The organism is Paraflavisolibacter caeni, assembly GCF_025628885.1.
GTDB classification, from domain to species: Bacteria; Bacteroidota; Bacteroidia; order Chitinophagales; family Chitinophagaceae; genus Flavisolibacter; species Flavisolibacter caeni.
The window spans coordinates 1-20,275 of record NZ_JAOTIF010000002.1; the positions used below are offsets into that span (position 1 = coordinate 1).

Annotated in this window: 16 protein-coding genes; 5 read left to right on the plus strand and 11 right to left on the minus strand. The window is 42.0% G+C overall.

The features are described 5' to 3' along the window. Nucleotides 1-112: 112 nt before the first annotated feature. From OCK74_RS04120 to OCK74_RS04140, 5 genes are all read right to left on the minus strand, one after another. Nucleotides 113-958: a hypothetical protein gene (locus tag OCK74_RS04120; protein WP_279295732.1), complete on the minus strand. Its 846-nt coding sequence runs from the start codon at nucleotides 956-958 to the stop codon at nucleotides 113-115. An 893-nt stretch (nucleotides 959-1,851) separates the two neighbouring features. Then, nucleotides 1,852-2,751, minus strand: a complete 900-nt coding sequence (locus OCK74_RS04125) for an SRPBCC family protein (RefSeq protein ID WP_279295733.1) — start codon at nucleotides 2,749-2,751, stop codon at nucleotides 1,852-1,854. Between the two features lie 324 nt (nucleotides 2,752-3,075). Next, complete coding sequence (locus tag OCK74_RS04130) at nucleotides 3,076-4,317, minus strand: pyridoxal phosphate-dependent aminotransferase (RefSeq protein WP_279295734.1); 1,242 nt, start codon at nucleotides 4,315-4,317, stop codon at nucleotides 3,076-3,078. Between the two features lie 123 nt (nucleotides 4,318-4,440). Beyond that, entirely contained in the window at nucleotides 4,441-4,896 is a 456-nt protein-coding gene (locus tag OCK74_RS04135; RefSeq protein ID WP_279295735.1) for a DUF1573 domain-containing protein, read from the minus strand. Nucleotides 4,897-5,059: 163 nt separating this feature from the next. Beyond that, nucleotides 5,060-5,500 (minus strand): DUF1573 domain-containing protein, encoded by a 441-nt coding sequence (locus tag OCK74_RS04140; RefSeq protein WP_279295736.1) that lies wholly within the window; start codon nucleotides 5,498-5,500, stop codon nucleotides 5,060-5,062. Between the two features lie 259 nt (nucleotides 5,501-5,759). On the opposite strand from OCK74_RS04140, the gene OCK74_RS04145 reads away from it, so the two are divergent. The 5 genes from OCK74_RS04145 to OCK74_RS04165 all read left to right on the plus strand — a co-directional run bounded on the left by OCK74_RS04145 (nucleotide 5,760) and on the right by OCK74_RS04165 (nucleotide 16,601). Beyond that, nucleotides 5,760-8,153, plus strand: a complete 2,394-nt coding sequence (locus OCK74_RS04145; RefSeq protein ID WP_279295737.1) for an alpha-ketoacid dehydrogenase subunit alpha/beta — start codon at nucleotides 5,760-5,762, stop codon at nucleotides 8,151-8,153. Nucleotides 8,154-8,432: 279 nt separating this feature from the next. Next, nucleotides 8,433-9,740 carry a porin gene (locus tag OCK74_RS04150; protein ID WP_279295738.1) on the plus strand — a complete coding sequence of 436 codons (1,308 nt, stop codon included), beginning with the start codon at nucleotides 8,433-8,435 and terminating at the stop codon, nucleotides 9,738-9,740. A gap of 170 nt (nucleotides 9,741-9,910) precedes the next feature. After that, nucleotides 9,911-12,715, plus strand: a complete 2,805-nt coding sequence (locus tag OCK74_RS04155; protein WP_279295739.1) for a TonB-dependent receptor — start codon at nucleotides 9,911-9,913, stop codon at nucleotides 12,713-12,715. Nucleotides 12,716-12,759: 44 nt separating this feature from the next. Beyond that, the gene (locus OCK74_RS04160) at nucleotides 12,760-14,181 is read left to right on the plus strand and encodes a hypothetical protein (RefSeq protein ID WP_279295740.1); all 1,422 of its coding nucleotides are present in this window, start codon (nucleotides 12,760-12,762) and stop codon (nucleotides 14,179-14,181) included. Between the two features lie 170 nt (nucleotides 14,182-14,351). Continuing rightward, nucleotides 14,352-16,601, plus strand: coding sequence for a glycosyl hydrolase family 95 catalytic domain-containing protein (locus OCK74_RS04165; RefSeq protein ID WP_279295741.1), 2,250 nt, complete (start codon nucleotides 14,352-14,354; stop codon nucleotides 16,599-16,601). A 16-nt stretch (nucleotides 16,602-16,617) separates the two neighbouring features. On the opposite strand, the gene OCK74_RS04170 is transcribed toward OCK74_RS04165, so the two are convergent. The 6 genes from OCK74_RS04170 to OCK74_RS04195 all read right to left on the minus strand — a co-directional run bounded on the left by OCK74_RS04170 (nucleotide 16,618) and on the right by OCK74_RS04195 (nucleotide 20,116). Next, entirely contained in the window at nucleotides 16,618-17,088 is a 471-nt protein-coding gene (locus tag OCK74_RS04170; protein ID WP_279295742.1) for a pyridoxamine 5'-phosphate oxidase family protein, read from the minus strand. Nucleotides 17,089-17,223: 135 nt separating this feature from the next. Continuing rightward, on the minus strand, nucleotides 17,224-17,694 hold the full coding sequence (locus OCK74_RS04175; protein WP_279295743.1) for a hypothetical protein: 471 nt from the start codon (nucleotides 17,692-17,694) through the stop codon (nucleotides 17,224-17,226). Further along, the gene (locus tag OCK74_RS04180) at nucleotides 17,678-18,145 is read right to left on the minus strand and encodes a hypothetical protein (protein ID WP_279295744.1); all 468 of its coding nucleotides are present in this window, start codon (nucleotides 18,143-18,145) and stop codon (nucleotides 17,678-17,680) included. Before OCK74_RS04180 ends, OCK74_RS04175 begins: the two co-directional genes overlap by 17 nt. 229 nt (nucleotides 18,146-18,374) lie before the next feature. After that, nucleotides 18,375-18,638 (minus strand): hypothetical protein, encoded by a 264-nt coding sequence (locus OCK74_RS04185; RefSeq protein ID WP_279295745.1) that lies wholly within the window; start codon nucleotides 18,636-18,638, stop codon nucleotides 18,375-18,377. 456 nt (nucleotides 18,639-19,094) lie between these two features. Continuing rightward, nucleotides 19,095-19,634, minus strand: a complete 540-nt coding sequence (locus OCK74_RS04190; protein WP_279295746.1) for a DUF1877 family protein — start codon at nucleotides 19,632-19,634, stop codon at nucleotides 19,095-19,097. A 179-nt stretch (nucleotides 19,635-19,813) separates the two neighbouring features. Next, complete coding sequence (locus OCK74_RS04195; protein WP_423803135.1) at nucleotides 19,814-20,116, minus strand: DUF3592 domain-containing protein; 303 nt, start codon at nucleotides 20,114-20,116, stop codon at nucleotides 19,814-19,816. Nucleotides 20,117-20,275 lie beyond the last annotated feature (159 nt).

Consider the following 20,275-nt stretch of genomic DNA (forward strand, 5'->3'; position numbering starts at 1 on the left):
GGTGAAAAGGGGAAAACCCGCTCCAGGCCTGCATTTCAGCTTTTTATTTTCATCATATCCAACCCGTTTTTTCCACAATCCTGGAATCTGATTTGTGTAAAAAAATATACCATCACTTCAGCCTTTCATAATATTCAATTCCCTTTGCGCCACTTGGCCAGGCAATTGTTTGCTGGTAATGGTCCTTGTCAGTGAATTGTAGATCCAGGGTTACAGGATTGCCTACTAGTTCAGTGGCAAAACTGGAATTAGTATTCACTTCTATAGCCTGGTTGTTTCCATTCATCTTAAAGGTACCATAGCCAAAGAAGGATACAGGCTTTTGAGTGGCTGAATCCATAGAAGTATTGCCCCACATAAAGTGGCCGGACTGAAATACTTTATACTGTGTAGGATTATTATTGGTTTCCATTGCTCCATCTTTTGATATGGTTACAACCTTTGTTTGTTTCCAGGCTCCATCAAGTGGTGAGGTGACGTTTTCCCCAATGGTCTTGTAATCTTCAGTGAGTCTGAATCGTCTTCCTTGTTCTTCCGGAAAATTAATGACTTGAGTATAGCCTTCACCCGTCTTGTTGATAGCAAGTTCGAAGGTATCATTATGAGCACCACCTGAAGCTGTATAGAACATATGTTCTATCACCTTCCCATTTTGAATTTTATAAGTTCCAATACCAAAAGAAGCAAGTGAGTCATTTGCATTCTTATGTGCATACATCACATGCTTGTCGGTAAATAGCTTCAATTGTTCATGACCCATCACAGAGTCTTGAGTACCATCGTTTGCAACTTGATTGTACATGGCATAAGCCCCGCGCATTTGTAAGCTTTCTTTACTCGTTCCTTTTACCTTCGTACTGCCCTCTTTTGTTTTTGCTTTAGCTACTTGTTGTGCATGGCTGTGTTGATAACAAAACAGGAAAATGGCTAATAAGCCAACGGTGAGTAAGTGTTTCATATATTATTGATTAATGTGAAAGAAGTAAGGTCCGAACACAATGATTCACGAAGTACAGCCTATAGCTTTGAATAGGAAGGGAATGTTCTAATAAAGGTAAATTGATTTTTAATATAAAAGACTTTTATATACTTAAAGGTGCTTTGGGCCATGTATATGGAAGCATAAAAGCAATTGCCTGCCTGGAAAAGCATTCCTATGTAGCCAATTCTTAATGAACAGGAGTTATAGCCTTCATGGGATAAAATTCATAAGTATTGATTTTTGATGCTGGGTCTTCCGCAATAAATTCATTCACCTGCCCTTCATCGTCAACTGCTAGTATCCCTAGCCCATAAACACCCTTGGGGTCAAATAAATATAAGCTGTTCGCACTGGAGGATATATAAAAAAAGAGCCCTTCCGTAGAAACAGAAAGGCGATTAACGATTGCTTGCCATATGAAACTCTTACAAGGCTGATAGAGCCTTTAATATGTTGAAGTAGAACTTTCTTAAATTGTAAATGCAGAAGAACTATAATCGTAAATCTTACATTTAATGCAAAGAAAATAAAAATGCACTATAAATTAAATGATCAGATGTTATAAAAATGCTAATGATTTTAGAGCTTGGATTTTTTAAGTAGAATGATTAAAGATTGAAAACGCTGCTGGTTCATTTAGGATAACATTGGGGAAACGTGAAACATCAAACGTAAAAAATGATTGCTTAAATAATGCCCTTCCTGTCCTTTATATGAACATGTTTCTGTATCCAATATCTCAATATAGGGCCATTCAAGAATCCGCGCTTCATCATCTTTGTCCTCTCTCACCTCTTACGTCTGACATTTCACCCTTCTCTCCTGGAACTTAAAAACTTTTGAATATTCTTAAAACCGGATCTGTTCCTTTAACTAAGTCCCATGTCGTCTTGACCTTCACCCTGCGACTGTGTTGGGTTTGACTGCTGCGAACTCATACCACCCATATTATTCCTCTGCGAACTGCGGCTTGTTCCACTGGTGCTGCCAGCTCCGCTCATGCTGGTAGTTCCGGTTGATCCAGCTGTAGCTGTTGAAGCTTCCCTGGATCTGTTTTTAGTTTCAATATATTCCTTGAAGTTCATGATGTCCTGGCGGATCACCTTTTCAAATACAGGATTGATCAACCTTGCCAACCCTGCCCCTAATTCACCTGCAGGTGCATGATAAATGATTACAGCTTCCACCTCAGTGCCCTGTCCGCCCAACGCATCATGAAAAACAACCTTTCCTGCATTGTTGATCATAGAATTTGGAATAGACTGCCAGCCAATCATATAACCCGGCTCTTCTTTTATGATCTCCGCATTCCATTTTATTTTACCAATATTACCAGGAATTACAGCTTCCCAATGTGAATGCTTGGAGTCAATTTCTGTAACCGATGCCAGGTGCTTCATAAAGAGCGGCAGGTTCTCCAGTTTACGCCAGAAAGCATATACTTCTTCTTTAGGCTTATTGACAATAAGACTTGTTCTAATGTTGATCGCTGTAGTTTGAGATACACCTCTTGTTTTTCCTATGCTGCTATAAAACGGACAATTACCTGAAGCGCCCCTGTATAATAAAAAGCCTCCTAATGCAGTTTTCACCAATCCTCCAAGAGGGTGCTTGAAAAGATTATTGATGCCAGATGACAGTATAAAGGCTCCTAGAGTAGCACTGATCAAACGTTCATTCCAACCTACATTGATCAAATTCGTTCCGCCTTCTGTTGGTTGAAATTCATTATCTGCATGCCAGCTTCCGTATTGTTCATTAGTTGTCATAAGAATCGTTTTCGTTCAATACAGCGAAAATCTTGCTTGCTATCTGCGATCGATGCATTTTTCCTTCCTTGATCTTATAACTGTCTGATATTCAGTAAATAAAAAAAGCCTGGCATTGCGGCCAGGCTTTTTTAGTCTGTACATTTCTCTATATTATTTTGTGTAAATGAGTAGGATTTTACACATCAGTAAGCAATCCGCTCGCTGGTTTAATTGTTTAATAACTTCCACCACTAACGTACTATTATCCTTTGTCTTTTTCATTCCCCAGCTCCCCAAATCCCCAAATCCCAAAATCCCGAAATCCGAAATCCGAAATTCCCCTCATCCTCTCAATCGCTCAAACTCCCTTACTGGTGCACTCGCAACCTCCATAGTTCTTCCGGGATATTGCAGCAGGGCTTGCTCCAGGCAGTCCATAGCTTCGTTGATGTCTTCCTTATTCAGAACATAAGCAAAACGTACCTCCTGTTTGCCCAAGCCTATAGATGTGTAAAACCCGGTTCCCGGCGCCAGCATGATCGTTTTATTGTTGTAAGAAAACGATTCGAGTATCCATTGGCAGAATTTGTCCGTATCATCAATAGGCAGCTTTGCCATGGCATAAAATGCGCCCCCGGGGTTAGGGCAATAGACACCTGGCATCTTGTTAAGACGGCTGACCAGCAGGTTTCTCCGCGATAAATATTCCTCCCTGGTAGCGTCAAAATAGGATTGTGGTAAATCTACAGCAGCTTCGCCCATGATCTGGGCTAGTCCGGGAGGACTTAAGCGTGCCTGTGCAAATTTCATGGCTGTGTCATAAACCGATTTGTTTTTGGTAACCAATGCGCCAATACGTGCCCCTGTAGCACTGTATCGTTTACTGATCGTATCAATAAGCACAACATTGTTTTCCATACCTTCCAGGTGCATGGCACTGATGTACTCACCATCATAGCAAAACTCGCGGTAAGCTTCATCTGACAAAAGATAAAGATTATGTTTCAGGCAGATCGTCTTCAGCGCCTCCATTTCCTCACGACTGTACAGGTAGCCTGTAGGGTTGTTGGGATTGCAAATAATGATGGCTTTGGTCTTCCGCGTAATCAGTCTTTCAAAATCTGCAATAGGAGGTAGGGCAAAACCTGTTTCGATATGCGAAGTAACAGGCACTACATTGATACCTGCAGCAACGGCAAAACTGTTGTAATTGGCATAGTATGGCTCAGGAATGATGACTTCATCTCCTGGGTTCATGCAAATGAAAAAGCTGAATAAAATCGCTTCTGAACCACCTGTCGTAACCAGGATCTCATCGTAGTGAACATTAATGTCTACTGATTGATAGTATTTCACCAGCTTTTTGCGATAGCTTTCATTTCCTGCGCTATGACTGTATTCTAATGTCTTTATGTTCGCATTGCGCACCGCGTTCAGCATGATCGCTGGTGTTTCTATATCCGGTTGTCCTATGTTCAAATGATAAACATGGATACCTTTTTTCTTGGCAGCTTCCGCATATGGTACCAATTTACGGATCGGTGATGATGGCATTTCCTGCCCACGATGAGAAATTTCTAACATAATGCAAAATTAAATGAATTGAAGTTTAGAGAAGATTGAAGGTTTTGGGTTTAATGATGACGTCCCGGAAACAAAAAACCCTGCACTGGATGTGCAGGGTTTTTTGTTTCTAAGGAAATAAGTTTACCTGCCCGGTTTTGATTTCTTGGCTGCTGCTGGTTTCGCTTTCGCGCTTTCTTTGGCATATGCGTCATATGCAGCAGTGTCTAATACTTCACCGGTGATCTTAATATTTTTAGGCTCTTGCACACCAGCCAGCTTAATAAATACATCTTTAGTAAAAGTGCCCATAGCAGCAGCATTGTACTGTACTTTCAATTTGGTTGTTGAATGAGGTGCGATAGGCTCTTTGGGAACTTCAGGAGTAGTACAACCGCACGATCCCCATGCATTTTCAACAACAACAGCCTTGTCGCTCGTGTTCGTGATTTCAAAAAAAGTAGTTACGGGCACACCTTGCTTGATTTTGCCGAAATCATACTTTTCAGTATTTACTTTGATCACTTCTTCTGCTTTTTGCTGTGCCATCACTGTAAGGCTGAAAACAAAGGCTGAGGCTGCTAATAAGAGTTTTTTCATTCGTTAATAATTTAAAGTTTATGGGTGACGAACTTGAATTTGATGAATAAGTATTGATGCAAAGAAAACTACAAATCTTCAAAAAACGCTATACAATTTCTATAAAAAATAATAAATAATGGATAATTATTATCTAAGGCCTTACAATGTAACAGGCATTGGTTTACATAAGCTGCTGCTTTAAAAATTGAACGGAAGCATTGGGCGGAGCAGCGCCCGCAGGTGCCTTCCATACCTCGCCTTTAATTCTGAGCACCTTGGTTTGATTGCCATTATAAAAAATGGTGATCGTCTTTTCAAACACACCTTCACTGGCTGCATTATAGCCTACTTTAATTTTAGCAGTGCTACCGGGCGCTATTTCATCCCGGCTCCATTCAGGCGTTGTACAGCCGCAACTGGCGCTTACATTGTCCAGTTTCAATGGCTTGCTGCCTTTGTTCACTATTTCAAAAGAATAATATACAGGCTTGCCTTGGGGGATCTTTCCAAAATTATGCTCTGGCGATTTTACCTCCAGCACATCTTCCGCTGTTGTAGCTGTTTGTGCCTTACCAATAAAAAAAAGCGGCAAAAGAAGCAGAAATAGGAAAAATTTTTTCATTGTGGCTGATTTTCCAGTGATAAACTCAGGTTTAAGGGCTCGCGCTTGAGCGCCGTTCAAACCAAAAATACACCAAACTGCTTGCAATCAAAAGGCCCCTTCCCATTTTAGCATAATTTAACGTTGGTCCCATAATTCACTTTTCGCAGCTGCTCACATTCTTTTCTTCCACTTCCCTTCATTTTCAATGATTAATTTAACAAATGTCCAAATCCCCATCTCATCGTTATCGCATGTTCCAATAGCCTATTTTTGCGCCATGGAAAATTCATTCGAGCTTGCCCAGCCTTCTTTAGAAAGGCTTTCTTTCGATAACTTTCGCGAAGAAGTGTTGCAGGATTATCGCTGGGTTTGCATGAGTCGCGAAACCAGCCTGATCAGCCGCAAAGAGGTGCTGACCGGAAAAGCCAAATTTGGCATTTTTGGCGATGGTAAGGAAGTGGCGCAGGTTGCTATGGCTAAATTTTTCCAGCCGGGCGATTTCCGCGCCGGCTACTACCGCGACCAGACCTTCATGTTTGCATCTGGCTTGGCTACGGTAGATCAGTTCTTTTCACAGCTCTATGCCGATCCAAACCCAAAACACGACCCCTTCAGCGGCGGCCGGCAAATGAATGCCCACTTCGCTACCCCTTTTGTGAATGAAAGAGGAGAGTGGCTCGACCTGGTCAATAGAAAAAATATTACCTCCGATATCTCTACCACTGCCGGTCAAATGACCAGGGCACTGGGACTGGCATTGGCTTCTAAGTGTTTTCGTGAAGTAAAAGAGTTGCAAAGCTTTTCCCAGCTGTCTAGGAATGGTAATGAGGTTTGCTTTTGCACAATAGGTGATGCTTCAACCTCTGAGGGACAGTTCTGGGAAACCGTCAATGCCGCCGGCGTGCAGCAGGTGCCCCTGGCCATCTTTGTATGGGACGATGGATATGGTATTTCTGTTCCTAAGAAATACCAGACTACGAAGGGATCCATCTCAGAAGCATTAAAAGGTTTCCAGAAAGAAGAAGGCACAAATGGTTTTCATATTTACCGGGTAAAAGGATGGGACTATGCCGGCTTATGCGAAGCTTTCGAAGAAGGGATCCGCCTGGCCCGCGAAACCCATACACCCGTGCTCTTCCACGTAGACGAAGTGACCCAGCCCCAGGGACATTCCACTTCCGGAAGCCACGAACGCTATAAAGATCGGGAACGCCTGGACTGGGAACGTGAGTGGGACTGTATGCTGAAAATGAGGGAATGGCTCCTGGCCAACTCGCTGGCGAATGAAGAGGAACTGTTCGAAATTGAAAAGAGTGCTAAAGAGTACGTTCGGGATAGTAAATCACTTGCCTGGGAGCGCTTTATCAAGCCGATAAAAATCCAGGTGAGCAAAGCTGCTGAACTGATCAACGACGTGGCTGAAAAACTGCCGGAACATAAAAACCACCTCCGTTCACTGGCTCAGGAACTTTCCTTCCGCAAAGAACCCATGCGCCGCGATGTGATGAAAACCCTGAATGCCGCTATTGAGGTGGCTGGCTTTCACGACGCTTCCTGGTGGTTGAAAGACTTTTACAAAGACCTGCAAAAAGAAAATGTAGCCTATTATAATACCCACCTGTACAACGAAGGTGAAAAAAGCGCCCTGCGTGTAAAGGGCGAAAAGGCAACTTACGACTCCGATGCCCTCACTTTAAATGGATATGAGGTACTGAATAACTACTTCAACGAGCTTTTTGCTGCTAATCCAAAGGTGTTGGCTTTTGGTGAAGACTTGGGTTCTATTGGCGATGTGAACCAGGGCTTCGCCGGTTTGCAGGCTAAGTACGGTGTGGAAAGGATCTTCGATACCGGCATCCGGGAACAGTCTATTATGGGGCAAGGTACCGGGTTGGCCATACGTGGCCTGAGGCCCATTGCCGAAATTCAATATTTGGATTATTTGCTTTATGGCTTGCAGCAACTGTGCGATGATGTGGCTACACTCCACTATCGCTCCAATGGACAGCAAAGCTGTCCTTTGATTGTTCGTACCCGTGGCCACCGTCTGGAAGGCATCTGGCACAGCGGCTCGCCAATGGGTATGTTGATCAACTCATTGCGCGGCATGTATATCTGCGTGCCCCGCAATATGGTGCAGGCTGTTGGTATGTACAATACACTCCTGGAAAGCAATGACCCTGCCGTGGTCATCGAATGCCTGAACGGTTACCGCCTCAAAGAAAAATTGCCAAACAACCTGCTGCAATTCCGCGTTCCTTTAGGAATACCTGAAATAGTGAGCCAGGGCACTGATATAACCATTGTTACCTATGGTTCCACACTGCGCGTTGTGTTAAGTGCAGTGGAAACCCTGAAAAAGAAAGGGATCAGTTGTGAAGTAGTGGACGTACAAACGCTACTGCCTTTTGATATCAATCATAGCATCCTGGAATCACTCAAGAAAACAAACCGCATTCTGTTTGTTGACGAAGACGTTCCTGGCGGCGCCGCTGCTTATATGTACAACAAAGTGATGGAAGAACAAGGTGGCTATCGTTGGTTGGATGTCGCTCCCCGCACACTGACAGCTAAGGCCCACCGTCCTGCATATGGCAGCGATGGCGACTATTTCAGCAAACCCAACGCTGAACAAATAGTGGAAGTAGTAAAAGAAATGATGTCCGAGTAAATAAAGAAGTTACATATACTATATTAAATAGGTGAGATGAGTGATCAGCAGCGAGCGAATAAGCTCCTGTTGATCACTCATCTTTTTTATGCTGTAGCTGATAAGAGCAACCAAACGACGTTGATGCGCCTTGTAAGAAATTAGTTTAACCTGAATGTTAACGGTCCCGCCTCTGTAAAGGAATTAATAATTACTTAATATTGACTTCCCTGCCAGCTCTGCTATGCTTAATATCTTGCGGCCCAATTTTAGATAAATCATTTTAGACAACTATTAGTCATGAAATTTCTTTCAAAAGGAGTAATTGTGGTTTTAACCATTTTGATTACTTGTACCCAGTCTTCAGCACAACGGTATCTCGCTGATTATGATTCCACGTTTTATATCAGGGATACGGTAAAACCATTCTTATCAAGAATGAAAAACCTTTACTTCAGCGGTTACATACAGCCTCAGTACCAGGTAGCTCAAAAGGAAGGAGCTCCTTATTTTGGTGGTGCTGATTTCTCTGAATTTTCAGATAATCGCTTTATGCTCCGCCGTGCTCGTGTAAAAATTGATTACGTGCTGCCATCCAAAGAGAATGGTTTGCCAAACGCAATATTCACATACCAGGTGGATGCTACGGAAAGAGGTGTGGTTACACGCGATATGTTCCTGCGTGTATTTGAACCCAAAAAACATTACTTGTCTCTTTACATGGGTTTGTTTGCACGACCCTTTGGTTATGAAGTGAACCTTTCCTCTAGTTACCGCGAAACCCCGGAACGTGGTAGAATGTCTCAAATATTAATGCCAACTGAACGCGACCTTGGAGCTATGGTTAGCTATGAACCATCCTTTAAAGCAGGGAAGAAACCTGTTAAGTTCGACATCGGCTTATTCAATGGTCAGGGCCTTGCAAAGGGTGCTGTAGGTGATTTCGATTCCTATAAAGACCTGATCACTCGCCTCACTATTAAACCTGCTAAGATCGCTGATAACCTTTTCCTTTCTGGCGGACTTTCCCTTTTGGATGGTGGATGGCGCCAGGCTACAAAATATAAATTGGAAATGGATGAAAATGATTCCAAGGTATTCCTGGTCGACTCTTCTTCATCTAATATCGGAGACAAGGCGCCTCGCCAGTATTATGGTGCAGACGCGCAATTAGCGTATAAACATGGATGGGGTAAAACTGAGATCAGGGGTGAGTACTGGAGAGGTACGCAGCCTGGTACGGCTTCTACCACAACCACTCCCGGTACAATGCCTACAGAGCCAACTTATATCCGCGATTTTGATGGTGCTTTCTTTTACTTCCTGCAAAACATTGTCAACAAGAAAAATGAGTTGATGGTAAAATACGACTGGTATGATCCCAATCGTCATGTGGCAAAAGAAGATATTGGAAAAGCTGGTTCTAAACTCACAGCAGCAGACATCAAATATGTTACCTGGGGTGTTGGCTTCACACATTATTTTACAGATGAATTGAAGTTCCTCGTTTATTACGACATCGTTAAGAATGAAAAAACAAGCTTGTCAGGCTATACTTCAGATAATAAAGACAATGTGTTCACTGCTCGTTTACAGTTAAGATTTTAACCTGGCCTATAACGTTGACAAATAACCAATTGCCGGTTGCTGCTTGCTAGCAACCGGCAATTTATTTTAGTTCTTAACCTTGCGGTAACATTGAATTCATCTTACGGTAACATTGACATAACACAGCGGTAACATCGAATTTCGTCCTTTGCGGGAAATAATACTAGCTGATGTTTTCCCGATTGTTACTATTAATTCTATTGACGATCTCTTCTTTTGTAACGCTCTTTGCTCAATCCCTGAAACTGACCGGTAAGGTGGTAAATGAAAAAAATGAACCATTGTCCGGTGTTACAATCAAAACCAATAAAGGTGGAGGAACCGCCTCCGATGTTGATGGTGCATTCTCGCTTACACTAGTTGTTGGTAATAAATACGAATTGGTTTTTACCGCTGTAGGTTATACGCCTAAATCAATAAATGATGTTGAGGTAATAGCAGGTCAGCCTAATGAATTAAATATTGCAATGGCTGTTGCTGCCAAGAAACTGGAAGATGTTGTGGTGCGGACCACCTCCAGTGCTCGCAAGGAATCAACCAACGCATTGATCCAATACCAGAAAAACACAAACACGGTGGCTCAAGTGGTTTCTGCTGAAGCCATCCGCCGTTCACCCGACCGCAGTACTGGTGAAGTGTTGAAACGGGTGCCCGGTACCAGTATCCAGGACGGTAAATACCTGGTAGTGCGTGGCCTTTCCGACCGTTACAACCAGGCGATGCTGAATGGTATTTTATTGGTGAGCACCGAGCCTGACCGTAAAACCTTCTCTTTCGACCTGTTTCCTGCAGCCATGATCGACAACATTATTGTCAACAAGGCGTTTGTTCCCGAACTGCCCGGCGAATGGGCCGGCGGCTTGGTTCAGGTGAATACAAAAGATATTCCTTCTAAGCCTTTCTTTTCTGTTGAAGTAGGTACAGGTTTTAACTCACAAACAATAGGTCATGACTTTTACCGCTACAAGGGTGGTAAATATGATTGGCTGGGTTTTGATGATGGTACCCGTAGAATGCCGGACGCAGTGCCTGTTCGTTCCGTATTTGAAAGTAAAGACTATACTTCCGAAGCACAGAAAGTGGAGTATGGCAAAATGTTCACCAACACATGGGGAACACAGGCTGGCTCAGTGCCTTTGAACGCAGCCTTCGAAGTAAATGGTGGATTTAATACAAACCTGTGGGGTAAAAAAGCGGGTGGTGTTTTGACTTTGACTTATCGCCGGGCCAACAGGAGACTGCCTTTTACAAATACATTCCAGTCAGTAGCGGATGGTACTCCATCTGTGTTGCTGGATTATAGCAATGAAAGATATGCACAGGATGTTTTATGGGGCGCTTTAGGAAACTTCACCCTTCAGTTGAATCCCAGGAACAAGATCAGTATCAAGAACCTGTTCAACGTAAATGGTACTGACTATGCCACACGGCGTACAGGACTTGACCTGACAGCTGCTATGGACAGTATCCGTAGTACAGAGCTGGGTTTCCGTTCCAATATTTATAACAACACCCAATTAATTGGCGAACACAGCATCTCTGATTGGAACACCCGTTTGAAATGGTATGGTTCCTTCACCATCCTCGACCAATACACCCCCGATCAGAGAAGATTGCAATACAACAAAGACCTGACTGTTACCCATGATACTTACAAAGCCCTGTTGGGTGATGTGTTATCCCAAAAAAGTGGTAACAGGTTCTTCTCAAACCTGAATGATTATGTGTATTCTGGCGGCGCTGATGTGGCTAAATCTTTTAAATGGCTAGGCTTTAATCAGACAGCGAAAGGGGGCTACATGCTCCAGGTACGCGACCGTTTGTTCGATGCTCGTCCCTTCTCTGTTTATCTGCCAAAAAACAACTCAAGTAATGATGCACTGAGAGAATTGGATGAGAACAGCATCTTCAGTCCTGAGAACTTTGATGCCAACGATGATTTCAAGTTTCACTTCGACCAGATGTCAAACATCAAGTTCCGCTACATGGCCAACAACATCCTGAATGCGGGATATATCCAGTTCGATAATCAGTTCTCTGATCTCGTTCGTTTGGTTTGGGGTGCAAGAGCCGAACATTTCGACCAGTTAGTAGGTAGCGTTTATACGAGCGATTCCCGCCATTTACATACGAAACAGTTTGATATCTTACCTGGTGCAAACCTTACATTCCAGCTGAATAAAATAACGAACCTGCGCTTCTCAGCATCGCAAACAGTGATTCGCCCTGAACTGCGTGAGCTGGTGGAATATGAATATTACGACTTCGACCTGAACGCGAGTGTAAAAGGTCTGCCAACGTTGAAACGCACAAAGGTGAGCAATGTTGATTTGCGCTATGAATTGTATCCACGGGCTGGTGAGATGTTTACAGCAGGTGTATTCTTCAAACACTTCAAATCTCCTATCGAGGCCATGTTCAATCAGGCTTCCGGCGGCGCCAGTTCATACAACTTTGTAAATGCACCTGATGCCCAAGGCTTTGGCGTAGAAGTAGAAGGCAGAAAGAAATTGGATTTTTCATCTGCACTGAAAAACTTCACTGTGTTTGGAAACCTTTCTTACATCTACAACCGCGTAAACTTTGACAACAAAGAACAGGACCGTCCGATGCAAGGACAATCACCCTACATTATAAATCTCGGCTTACAGTACGACCTGGAGAAGCAAGGTATCAACACAACTTTGTTATTCAACCAGATTGGAAGAAGGATCGTTTATGTAGGTGGTTCAGATGCCCCTGCTATCTGGGAACGCCCACGCCCATTGCTTGACTTCCAGGTGGCTAAAAAGCTGTTGAACAAAAGAGCTGAGATCAAGTTGAACATCTCCGACATCTTGAACAAAGAAAACTTCCTCTATTATGATGTAGATGAAAACGAGCAGTTCAAAAAAGGCAAAGACGCCATCTTCATCAATAGGAAAATGGGTACCACGTTCGGACTTTCATTGAAATACAACTTTATTCAACAATAACCATAGCAACACAAAGACAACACATAACACTTACAAAAAAGAATATGAAAAAATTACTTGTATTAGGATTGTTAACTGGAATTTTGGCAACAGGTTGCCGCAAGATCGTGGAAGATGCTCCTCCTTCAAATAATAACGGAAGTAATAATGGCGGTAACAATGGTGGAAACACTACAGGACAAACAATTACATTAGCCGGTAAAATTGACAAAGACACTACGCTTAAGGCAAATAACAGTTATATACTCAATGGTCTTGTTTACATCACGAACAATGCAACCATTACAATTGAACCAGGTACTACAATCAAAGGACAGTATACTGATCCTGTAGGCGGATTGGTGATTACTCGTGGTGCAAAGATCAATGCTAAGGGCACTGCAACCAACCCAATTGTATTTACATCTGCTTCCGGTACGCCACGCGCTGGGGACTGGGCTGGTATCGTGCTTTTGGGTAAAGCAAAAACCAATTCATCTTTCAATGGCCAGGCAGGTGTTGGCGAAATCGAGGGTGGCGTGAACGATGCTGCTGGTAACGGTTTGTATGGCGGTACAGATGACGCAGATAGCTCTGGTGCGTTGCAATATGTACGTATTGAATATGCAGGTTATGCCTTCTTGCCTGATAAAGAGATCAACAGTCTTACAATGGGCGGTGTTGGTAACAAAACAGTATTAGACCACATTCAGGTAAGCTATGCAAAAGATGATGCTTTTGAATGGTTCGGTGGTTCTGTGAATGCAAAGTACTTGATTGCCTTTAGAACCCAGGATGATGATTTTGACACAGATAACGGTTATCGTGGAAATGTACAATTCGGTCTCGTGGTTCGTGATTCTTCTGTTGCTGATATCTCTAAATCAGAAGCCATGGAAAGTGACAACGATGCCAACGGTTCTACTAATGCTCCGCAGACAGCCGCTGTTTTCAGCAACCTGACTTTGATCGGGCCTAGAGCTACTTTAGGCAATAAAGGCAGCAGCAACTACCTGGGCGCAGCTGTACAGATCAGGAGAAACTCTGCCCTCTCTTTGTATAATTCCGTGATCCTCGGCTGGCAGACAGGTATCCTGATTGATGCATCCAAGGGCCGTCCAACTGATCTGAATATTGTTGACAGCACATTGCGTGTACGCAACAACATTATTGCGGGTGTAGAAACTGCAATAAAATATTCTGCAAGTACAACAACACCAACTGGCGAAACCGATGCAAGCATGTTGACTTGGTTCAGCACACCTTTCTATGGAAACACGGTATTAACTACAGTTGACGATGCTAAGTTTGTCAATCCATTTAATTATACAAGTCCAGACTTTGCTCCTTTTGGTACATCTTCTGCAGCTACCGGTGCTAAATTCACAGACACCAAACTCGCTGGTATGAAGCAGGTAACCTTCCGTGGAGCAATTGCCGCTGCCGGCGAAGACGCCAACTGGTGGAAAGGTTGGACCAAATTCTAAAGAATATACATACCCATACGCAAACCAAGACCATCGCCGGCATTCTTTTGGATGCCGGCATTTTTATTTTGTGCCCTGCAAAAGCGCTAACTTTCCATCTTTCCTAAATGAAATAGCCGACATTTATAAGCACCTGAATGATGCAAACAAAATACCTATTTGAAAACATAATGAACAGATTATACAAGAAAATACTGGTTCTGCTTCTATTCCCATTTACCATCGCATCGGCACAGTTAAAGCCACAACACAACCTGCAGTTCAATCAGCTTGCTGAACGTTGGGATGAAGCCATGCCACTGGGTAATGGTATGTTGGGTGCTTTGGTCTGGCAGAAAGATAATAAGCTGCGCCTCTCATTGGACAGGGCGGATCTTTGGGATGAAAGAAAAGCACTGGACCTTTCTAAATTTAATTTTAAATGGGTGGAAGAGCAGGTCTTGAAAAAAGATTATGGGCCGGTGCAAAAATTGGGCGATGCACCCTACGACAGAATTCCGTATCCTACTAAGCTCCCCGCGGCAGCCATTGAGTTTGATTTAGGTACTTTCGGAAAATGTGTTTCCAATGTGCTGGATATTGGGACGGCATTGAATACTGTGAAGTTTGAAAATGGTGTTGTTTTCAACTGTTATATTCATGCGCTGCAGCCACAGGGATATTTCAGCTTTGAGAACCTGCCTGCCATACCCCAGTTGATCATACACAATTACAACAGCGGGAAAAGCCAGGAAGAAAGCGATAACAGTCATGCCAGCCAGGGATTGGAAAAATTGGGCTATGAAAAAGGCACTGTTACAAAAACTGCCAACAGTATTCGCTACAGGCAACCTACCTATAATGGACATTATTACGAGGTGTTGGTACACTGGAAAACATTTCCGGGCAATAAAATGATCGGCGCCTGGACCATTTCCAATAACCAGCCAGCCGTTTTACCAGCATTGAACACTGCTGCAAAAGAACCGACAGGTTGGAACACGCATATCAGGTGGTGGAAAAATTTCTGGGCCAGGTCTTCAGTGAGCCTGTCTGATACATTGATTGAAAAACAATATTATCGGGAGCTTTATAAATTGGGAAGCGTTGCACGTGCCGGCGCCCCGGCCATTACTCTGCAAGCTGTGTGGACAGCAGATAACGGCAGCCTGCCGCCCTGGAAAGGAGATTTTCATAACGACCTGAACACGCAATTGAGCTACTGGCCTGCTTATACCGGAAATCATTTGGCAGAGGCGGCAACATTTACAGATTGGTTATGGAAGATCAAAGCAAAGAATCAACAGTACACCAAACAATACTTTGGTGTGGAAGGCCTGAATGTACCGGGAGTGGTTACGCTAAGCGGCGATCCAATGGGCGGATGGATACAATACTCATTATCACCTACGGTAAGCGCCTGGTGCGCCCAGTATTTTTATTGGCAATGGAAGTATTCAATGGACAGGCAATTTTTAAAGAACAGGGCGTATCCCTATATCCACGATGCTGCAACCTATCTCGAAAATATTACGAGGTACAAAGATGGTGTCAGGAAATTGCCTCTAAGCTCAAGTCCGGAATACAACGATAACAGGATTGATGCGTGGTTTTTTGAATGGAGCAATTTCGATCTTTCACTCGCGAAGTTTTTATTCACTGCAGCAACTGAAGTAAGCAAGGCTGCAGGCAAGGCTGAAGAAGCCAAACACTGGCAGCAAATTCTTGAACAATTACCCGGCTATGAAGTGAATGAAACCGGCTTTACCATTGCACCCGGTCAGAACCTGAATGAATCACACCGGCACATGTCACAATACATGGCTATTTATCCTTTGGCATTATTGGATGAGAATAGGCTGGAAGATAAAACCATAATTGAAAATTCTTTGAAGCGGATAGAAGAGAAAGGCACAAGGGCTTGGTGCGGCTATTCGTTCAGTTTGATGGCATCATTATATGCAAGAGCGTATAAAGCCGACAGTGCCGCAAAGCAATTACAGATCTTCGCTTCCAATTTCTGTTCGCCTAATAGTTTCCATTTAAACGGCGATCAAAAAGGTGGGCAGTACTCCGGTTTCACTTATCGCCCGTTCACCCTTGAAGGAAATTTTGCATTTGCCCAGGGCGTTCATGAATTATTGCTGCAGAGTCGTATGGGATATATACAAGTATTTCCCGCTGTCCCTGCAAGCTGGCAAAATGTTTCTTTTCATACACTCAGAACAGAAGGAGGGTTTTTGGTCTCAGCAACAAAAGAAAACGGTACACCCACCAAAGTGGTGATTAAAGCTGAAAAAGGCGGGATGGTAAAAATAAAATTACCATTTACTGATTTCCATTTTTCCGGGCCAGCAAAGAAATATGAAGTGAAAGATGGCATAGTTGCATTTGATATGAAGCCAAACGAAGAAGTGGTTATACGGAACGCAAATCATTAAAAAAGGTTATCCGGATTTATGGTGAAACATCTTTGTGAATTGCATGAATCGACCACCAATAATCTGTCCATCTATTGGTTATTTCAGTTTCAGATAAATGATCATAGGCTGGCGAAAGTAAAGGTGTAACCCGGTCCACATGCACCAAAACGATATGATTGATGGTGTACTGACCCGCTGAACTTTGATAATAGGACAGAATAGAAGAAAATAAATTTCCTTCATGCAGCACTTCCGCCTTTCCCTTGAACCGGTAACCTTTTCTGGTAAATACATCTACAACATTAATCTCAATAGAAGGATTTGTCAGAAGGTTTTGGATGGTTCCGGGTGAATGTATATCTGCAAAAGCTAGATGATCCTCATCCCAGGCTATTGTGGTCCCTTTAGGCGATAGATTAGGCGTTCCATCCGGGCAAACCGTGGCAATAAAGCCAAGCTTTACCCTATTGACAAACTCCTTAACTTCTTCTGTAATAAGGCCCATATTTGAAATAGCTTTTGTCTCCTTAAAGTTACGCCAAATAACAATTAATGTATTGAAACTTAAAACCTTGACTTATGGCGGCTCACGGTTCTCGCAGCTTTGTCTATACAGCGAGTTGTGCGTTCGTTTTGTCGATCACTCCTCAAACTCTAAATCTATGTTCAACTCCTTTGTTTTATTTCGAAACTCTAAAAGTTTAAAGGGACCCATTACATTAAATTGACTGTTGCCTTTTTTGCTGCTGAAATGTTTATCAATAATCCAGTAATTTTCACTTTTGTCTTTTACTTGTATAGACTTTGCAATTATCCAATCATTGTTTGAAGTAGCTTTTTCTACGTATTCGGCATAATGACCTTCTGCATCCATATGCCTATCATACCCTGGAATTAGCTGTTCGCCAATATAACAAGCACCTCCACTATAACCAGTACAACGCACAATTATTCTATCCTCTTTTCTGTCACCTTCAAGTAAGGATAAGCTGTCACCTAACGGATTGTCACCCCACATTTGACGACATGAGGAAGTAAGGAAAAGTATTGCGAACAAAAGGCACCAGTTTTTAATTTCAAGTGCTCTATGAGGTCTAAATATTGTAACCATATATCTTTCGTTGCCTATTTTTCTGCTCCATTCTAAGTATATAAAGTACAAGTAATAAAAGGGCAAACATTGTTACCCATACGGATGCTAAAGCAAGGAGCAACACAATAACGATTACAACGACAATACCCAAGCAAGAAAACCCAGGAATAAATACAAAGCCATACCTGTTATAAATGGGTGTAATCGGCCCAATATACTTGTTAAACAGTTCTATGGACAGGTATTTATCCATTACCTCAAAGTCCTTAATGTAGTGCAGATAATCTGATAATTGTTGATACACCAGTTCCCTTTTCCGTCTATCTTTAATACATCCGAAATGGTGAATAAAGTTTTCTACTGTAATCAAATGAAAACGCTTTAGTTCCTTTTTAGGTACAGTTTCCTTTATTGTATATATTATCTCCTGTAATTCAGAAAAATCATGCTTTATATTATCGGGTGGCATTTCAATTCAGAGTATCTTAATTAATGAAACTTGCATAAGGTTGTACACAACAGTTTCAGATGTTTCTGTCATTTTCGGTAGTCCATAATACTACTGCATGGATAAAGGTAAGGCCAATAATAGTGATGAGGAAGTTGATTGTGATCATAGAACCACAAATGCAGAAAAAAAAGTTAGCTGCCGGTTCTTTAACTCAATAGATTTTCCATGAGATGCAAGGTGGCTGAAACTATTGCCTTTTAATAATTTGGTTGGTTGCCAAATAATACAAATCTTGTCCACCGATTTCAGGCTTAATGTTTTCTTCCTGGTTGAATCTTTTTAGGACACCTGAGATAGTAACAGGTAAGCCAACCTGCTGCAATTCCTGTGGCATGGAACAAACATATCCGGTAATCTGGGAATCAATATTGTTGGCAGTGGTCATAGTAAAACTAATGCCATACCTGTTGAATTTAGAAGAATAAACTACCATGCCTTCTTCGTTACTCACAGATTGATACGTTGCACGCTGTACTTCACAGAACGAGTCAGAAGTATCTTTCTTGCATTGAACCCTGAGAATAGATAAGAAGAATACGGCTACAGGTAATCGAAGCGGGAAGACATATCTTATAACATTTTTTGTGTAGACAAGACCTATCTCAACATCCTTGCATAGCCGTCAGCTTTTGTTTGGCTGTTGGTTCATGTTAGCTAATGACAGAGTATGCAAAAAGGTGAACATTAAACACTCCTGGGCTGTACAAATAACTAATACTCAACCCTTTCGCTGAACACATTATTTAGAAGGGTGACCTTATTACACACGCTGACGATTTAACATGTTTCTTTCAGTGACATCAGTCTGGGTTACTCAACCTTGGATAAAGATATAAGGTTCTAAAGAAAATGCTGATTGTGACATTACAGCTCCCATTGAAGAAGCATAAAATCTGTATGCCGTTTTTTAACCGACATAGGACAGAACATAGTTGTTGTCAGCAGCCGCTCTGCTAAAAAAAACTTTCAGCTCAGCAAAATCTTCCAAAAGGTGTCTTTGATTGAATACTTCGTTATCTCCGTTGTCATCATGCCAACACCAAGGATAAATTCCATTATCATTAAGTTCCTTCGAATTGTAATTACTGGCAACTTTTGCTTGATTCTCAGAGTTCAACAATTCATTAATTTCTTTGACCCTTTCTGGTGTGATGTAAGAAACCGAATCTATCATGTTCCACAATGCCTGTTCGTCGACATTATCAAAATTGACGCTGCTCATGCCCTCTGCACCTAGACTATTACCAGGATTAAAAATCTCGACAACCAATTTGCAAGCGTTTTCATCCTTGCCTTTCGAAAGGATAAATTCTAAAGCCATAAATGAACCTGCGTAGGTAGAATATTCTTCGGAAAGTTTTTCTGGATTTACCTTCTTGCCGTTTACTTTTTCAATTTCTTTAAACTTGTCTGATGTGACTCTATAAAGTGTAGCTGATTGACTCATAAGGAACTTCTAAATAGCATACAACGGTCATGATGTTTGCGAAGCAGTGGCAGTCTGTGAGTCAAAACTTCACTTACAATCTATAGTTGTTTATTGGTTTACAGAATAAATGTAGTGATATAGACACTGATATGCAAACATTAAAGTTAGCGGCTGTTTAATTAAGTTGCTCTTCATTTTTATAATGAAGAAATGGTTTTGATTATAGCATAAATAATCAAGCTAATTGCAATTACTCCAAATGGCAATAAATAAACTTCACCCGGTACAGAACTAAGAATATAAAATTGATAGGGGGCGTGAGGTAAATAGTAAATCTCTAATTGCTTCCCAGTTTCATATTGATAATTTTTACCTATTTCAGTATCAACAACAATCCTTTTTCCTGTTTTGTCTTTAAATTCCAAGACAGGATAATAATATTTAACGCCATCAAGATCTACTTCAATTTTATAATCTATGATTGTTGCTCTAGTTTTCACTCCCTGTTTCCGAATGTTATTTCTTCGCCTGAAAGGGTAAACAGTCAAAGAAATAAAGTAATAGCATGAAATGACAAGTAGAATAAACCAAAAAAGCAACTTTATTGTGGGAGAAATTTCCATAAATTATAGGTGGCACTATGATAGCCGCTGCCAGTA

Bases quoted from the DNA above. Each gene is read 5' to 3' on its own strand.
- OCK74_RS04130 (WP_279295734.1), bottom strand. From the start codon at position 4,317: ATGTTAGAAATTTCTCATCGTGGGCAGGAAATGCCATCATCACCGATC.
- OCK74_RS04180 (WP_279295744.1), bottom strand. From the start codon at position 18,145: ATGCCACCCGATAATATAAAGCATGATTTTTCTGAATTACAGGAGATA.
- OCK74_RS04160 (WP_279295740.1), top strand. From the start codon at position 12,760: ATGAAAAAATTACTTGTATTAGGATTGTTAACTGGAATTTTGGCAACA.
- OCK74_RS04190 (WP_279295746.1), bottom strand. From the start codon at position 19,634: ATGAGTCAATCAGCTACACTTTATAGAGTCACATCAGACAAGTTTAAA.
- OCK74_RS04140 (WP_279295736.1), bottom strand. From the start codon at position 5,500: ATGAAAAAATTTTTCCTATTTCTGCTTCTTTTGCCGCTTTTTTTTATT.
- OCK74_RS04175 (WP_279295743.1), bottom strand. From the start codon at position 17,694: ATGGTTACAATATTTAGACCTCATAGAGCACTTGAAATTAAAAACTGG.
- OCK74_RS04165 (WP_279295741.1), top strand. From the start codon at position 14,352: ATGAACAGATTATACAAGAAAATACTGGTTCTGCTTCTATTCCCATTT.
- OCK74_RS04170 (WP_279295742.1), bottom strand. From the start codon at position 17,088: ATGGGCCTTATTACAGAAGAAGTTAAGGAGTTTGTCAATAGGGTAAAG.
- OCK74_RS04155 (WP_279295739.1), top strand. From the start codon at position 9,911: ATGTTTTCCCGATTGTTACTATTAATTCTATTGACGATCTCTTCTTTT.
- OCK74_RS04120 (WP_279295732.1), bottom strand. From the start codon at position 958: ATGAAACACTTACTCACCGTTGGCTTATTAGCCATTTTCCTGTTTTGT.
- OCK74_RS04135 (WP_279295735.1), bottom strand. From the start codon at position 4,896: ATGAAAAAACTCTTATTAGCAGCCTCAGCCTTTGTTTTCAGCCTTACA.
- OCK74_RS04145 (WP_279295737.1), top strand. From the start codon at position 5,760: ATGGAAAATTCATTCGAGCTTGCCCAGCCTTCTTTAGAAAGGCTTTCT.
- OCK74_RS04125 (WP_279295733.1), bottom strand. From the start codon at position 2,751: ATGACAACTAATGAACAATACGGAAGCTGGCATGCAGATAATGAATTT.
- OCK74_RS04150 (WP_279295738.1), top strand. From the start codon at position 8,433: ATGAAATTTCTTTCAAAAGGAGTAATTGTGGTTTTAACCATTTTGATT.